Annotated in this window: 4 protein-coding genes; all 4 read right to left on the bottom strand. The window is 70.4% G+C overall.

Annotated features, from left to right (window positions below; all coding sequences use genetic code 11):
- Positions 1–46: 46 nt before the first annotated feature.
- The 4 genes from ACFCV8_RS35785 to rimO all read right to left on the bottom strand — a co-directional run bounded on the left by ACFCV8_RS35785 (position 47) and on the right by rimO (position 3,204).
- Complete coding sequence (locus ACFCV8_RS35785; protein WP_366296848.1) at positions 47–430, bottom strand: helix-turn-helix transcriptional regulator; 384 nt, start codon at positions 428–430, stop codon at positions 47–49.
- 109 nt (positions 431–539) lie between these two features.
- Positions 540–1,049 (bottom strand): CinA family protein, encoded by a 510-nt coding sequence (locus tag ACFCV8_RS35780; protein ID WP_376689734.1) that lies wholly within the window; start codon positions 1,047–1,049, stop codon positions 540–542.
- The gene (pgsA, locus tag ACFCV8_RS35775) at positions 1,046–1,738 is read right to left on the bottom strand and encodes a CDP-diacylglycerol--glycerol-3-phosphate 3-phosphatidyltransferase (protein WP_376689733.1); all 693 of its coding nucleotides are present in this window, start codon (positions 1,736–1,738) and stop codon (positions 1,046–1,048) included. The genes ACFCV8_RS35780 and pgsA overlap by 4 nt, the downstream gene beginning before the upstream one ends.
- Complete coding sequence (gene rimO, locus ACFCV8_RS35770; RefSeq protein WP_376689732.1) at positions 1,735–3,204, bottom strand: 30S ribosomal protein S12 methylthiotransferase RimO; 1,470 nt, start codon at positions 3,202–3,204, stop codon at positions 1,735–1,737. Before rimO ends, pgsA begins: the two co-directional genes overlap by 4 nt.
- Positions 3,205–3,313: the final 109 nt, after the last annotated feature.

The following is a 3,313-nucleotide window of genomic DNA, read 5'->3' as shown; positions in this document are numbered from 1 at the left end:
TCCCAAGGGACGGCCGGGGCCTTCGCTGCCCACCGGACCGAAAAGGTCAGGCGGCGACGACATCCACCGCTTCCGCGGGCGCCTTGATGGTCACCCGCCCCGACGGCACGCCGGCCACCGAGGTCACGGAAACGGAATTGAGCATGGGCCGCACCGGCACGGTGACCGGATCACTGGCTGCTGCCGACTCGGCCAGTTCGGCCAGCGACAGCTCATCGCTCACTTCACGCATGAGCTCGGACATCCGTACGTCAAGCGCGTCGCAAATGGCGGAGAGCAGTTCGGAGGATGCCTCCTTCTGCCCCCGCTCCACCTCGGAGAGATAGCCGAGCGAGACTCGGGCGGACGAGGAGACTTCGCGCAGAGTACGGCCTTGGCGCTGGCGCTGCCGACGCAGCACGTCACCAAGCAGGCGACGGAGCAGAATCATCGGTGGCTCCCTCCTCGGACCGCGTAGCCGCATCCTTCACGCCCCACCGTACCGCCTCGCGCGGCGGCCGTGCGGGGAGCGATGTCGTGTTCACTCAGGGCTGCAAACATCAATTCCCCCCGTTCTGTTCCGTATCCTGTGCCCTTGCGTTCCTGCTGAGTTCCATCGAAAGCAGTGTGAGTGCGCTTCGTACACTCTCTCTACGAATGTCCGCTCGTCCGCCGTTCAACCTCAGCTCGGCGACATTCTCCGCTCCGTCCGGTCCGGCCACCGCCACGTACACCGTGCCCACGGCCCTGCCGTCCTGCGGATCGGGGCCCGCGACCCCTGTCGTCGCCACGCCCCAGTCCGCGCCGAGAACCCGCCGCACACCGGCCGCCATCTGCCGCGCCACCTCCGGGTCGACCGCGCCGCGCTTCGCCAGCAGACCGCCGTCCACTCCCAGGACGTCCCGCTTCAGCGGCGTCGCGTACGCCGTCACGGATCCCCGGAAGGACCGCGAGGCACCCGGCACGGACGTCAGCTCCGCCGCGACCAGGCCGCCGGTCAGCGACTCGGCGACGGCGAGGCTCTCGCCCCGCTCCCCCAGCAGCGCCAGCACCCCGGCGGCGGACGTCACCGCTCGGCCTCCGCCGAACCGCGTCCTCCGGCTGCCGCGGCCGCCCGCTCGGCCGCGAGCCCCTTGCGGCGCAGCACGACCGCCTGGCGCACGTAGTCGAGTCCCGTGAGCACCGTCAGCACAACGGCCACCGCCATCACCCAGAAGCGCAGGGTGGCGAGCGGGCCGGTCAGCGCCAGAACGTACATCCCGACGGCCGTCCCCTGCGCCAGCGTCTTCATCTTGCCGCCGCGGCTGGCCGGAATCACTCCGTGTCTGATCACCCAGAAACGCATGAGCGTGATGCCGAGCTCGCGGAAGAGAATCACGCCCGTGACCCACCACGGCAGATCACCGAGATACGACAGGCAGACCAGCGCCGCGCCCATGATCGCCTTGTCGGCGATCGGGTCGGCGATCTTGCCGAAGTCGGTGACCAGGTTGTATGTGCGTGCCAGATGGCCGTCGAACAGGTCGGTGATCATCGCGATGGCGAAGGCCGCCCAGGCGAAGGACCGCCAGGCCGGATCGTACCCGCCGTTGTGCAGGAGCAGCAGGACGAAGCCGGGCACCAGCACCAGCCGCAGCATGGTGAGCAGATTGGCGATGTTCCACAGACTGGCCTGATTGACGGCCGCAGTGCCCAGCTTGCCGCCGCGGACCGGCTTCGCGCCGGAGCCGCCTGCCGCGGATGCCGGGACTCCCGTCATCTGGCCGCCTCCACACGTCCGGAACTCTCGGCCACCAGGTCCACCCCTTCGGTGCCCACGACCTTCGCCTCGACCATAAGGCCGGGCACCAGCCCCTCGCGTGTCGTGAAGAGCACCTGGCCGTCCGTCTCGGGCGCCTGGTGCGCCGCGCGGCCCACCGCGCCGTCCTCGTCGTCCACGGACTCCACGAGCACCTGGAGCGTCTCGCCGAGCCGCTCCTCGGCGCGCTGCGAGGTCAGCTCCTCGGCCAGCTGCGAGATGTGCGCCAGCCGCTCGGCGATCACGTCCTCGTCCAGCTTGTTCTCGTAGCCGGCCGCCTCGGTGCCCTCCTCGTCGGAGTAGCCGAAGACGCCGATGGCGTCGAGCCGGGCTCCGGTGAGGAAGCGTTCCAGCTCCGCCACATCGGCCTCGGTCTCGCCGGGGAAGCCCACGATGAAGTTGGAGCGCGCACCGGCCTCGGGCGCCTTGCTCCGGATGGTGTCGAGCAGCTCCAGGAACCGGTCGGTGTCGCCGAAGCGACGCATCGCGCGCAGCACGCCGGGGGCGGAGTGCTGGAAGGACAGGTCGAAGTAGGGCGCGACCTTCGGGGTCGAGGTCAGTACGTCGATCAGGCCGGGCCGCATCTCGGCCGGCTGGAGGTAGCTGACTCTGATCCGCTCGATGCCCGCGACGTCGGCGAGCTCGGGCAGCAGGGTCTCCAGCAGCCGGATGTCACCGAGGTCCTTGCCGTACGAGGTGTTGTTCTCGGAGACCAGCATGACCTCCTTGACGCCCTGCTCGGCGAGCCAGCGGGTCTCCTGGAGCACGTCGGAGGGGCGCCGGGAGATGAAGGAGCCGCGGAAGGACGGGATCGCGCAGAAGGAGCAGCGGCGGTCGCAGCCGGAGGCGAGCTTCACCGAGGCGACGGGGCTGGTGCCCAGCCGCCGGCGCAGCGGTGCCCGCGGGCCGGAGACCGGGGCCACGCCCTCGGGGAGGTCCTCGGGGGCGGGGGCGGCCTCCTGGGCGTGGCCGGGCAGGGCCACGGCGGCGTCCTGCCGCTCGGCAGGGCTGATCGGCAGCAGCTTGCGGCGGTCGCGCGGGGTGTGCGCGGCGTGGACGCCACCGCTGAGGATGGTCTGGAGGCGGTCGGAGATGTCGGCGTAGTCGTCGAAGCCGAGGACGCCGTCCGCCTCGGGCAGGGCCTCCGCGAGGTCCTTGCCGTAGCGCTCGGCCATGCAGCCGACGGCGACCACGGCCTGGGTCCTGCCGTGGTCCTTCAGATCATTGGCTTCGAGGAGGGCGTCGACGGAGTCCTTCTTGGCGGCCTCGACGAATCCACAGGTGTTGACGACGGCGACATCCGCGTCGGCGGCGTCCTGGACGAGCTCCCAGCCGTCCGCTGCCAAGCGGCCTGCAAGCTCCTCCGAGTCCACCTCGTTACGGGCGCAGCCAAGAGTGACAAGGGCGACGGTACGGCGTTCGGGCATGGGCTCAAGACTACTTTGTCCCGGCACTCGACCTGCCGCGCAGGGTTCTTCCGTTACACCGAGTAACAAACGCGGCGAGGGCCCCGCGGGGGTGGCCGGGGCGCGCCCG

Source organism: Streptomyces sp. NPDC056347 (genome assembly GCF_042262625.1).
In the GTDB taxonomy this organism is placed as follows: domain Bacteria; phylum Actinomycetota; class Actinomycetes; order Streptomycetales; family Streptomycetaceae; genus Streptomyces.
Note: the sequence above shows the minus strand (reverse complement) of the source record. Positions and strands in the feature narration are given on the sequence as shown.